Source organism: Methylobacterium sp. J-070 (assembly GCF_022829385.1).
Classification (GTDB): Bacteria; Pseudomonadota; Alphaproteobacteria; order Rhizobiales; family Beijerinckiaceae; genus Methylobacterium.
The window spans coordinates 1-266 of record NZ_JAKSXX010000279.1; the positions used below are offsets into that span (position 1 = coordinate 1).

Annotated in this window: 1 protein-coding gene; it reads right to left on the bottom strand. The window is 63.5% G+C overall.

Going from position 1 to position 266, the window contains the following annotated elements; genetic code table 11:
• Positions 1 to 224 (bottom strand): 3',5'-cyclic-nucleotide phosphodiesterase (locus MKL01_RS31375; protein ID WP_243909090.1); only part of this gene is annotated, 224 nt, incomplete at its 3' end.
• Positions 225 to 266: the final 42 nt, after the last annotated feature.

The window sequence follows — 266 nt, forward strand, 5'->3', positions numbered from 1 at the left end:
TTCTCATAGGCATCGATGGCGCGACGGCAGCCTGGGGACATTCGGCTCATATTCTTCTTGAAGCAGGCGTCCATTTGCGGGCTGTTCGGATCGATGCCGGCGCAGAACGCGAGGGCGTCCCCAGCACAGTTAGTCTCTAGGTCCGCGTTGCCGCGGTCGGGCGCCTGCGCCGAGGCGGGGGCAGCGAGAGCGATGACGCTGACGGCGAAGATGAGGCTGCGCATACTTGGTCCCTGATCGGAGCAACTCGTCGAGGCCTAACGAAC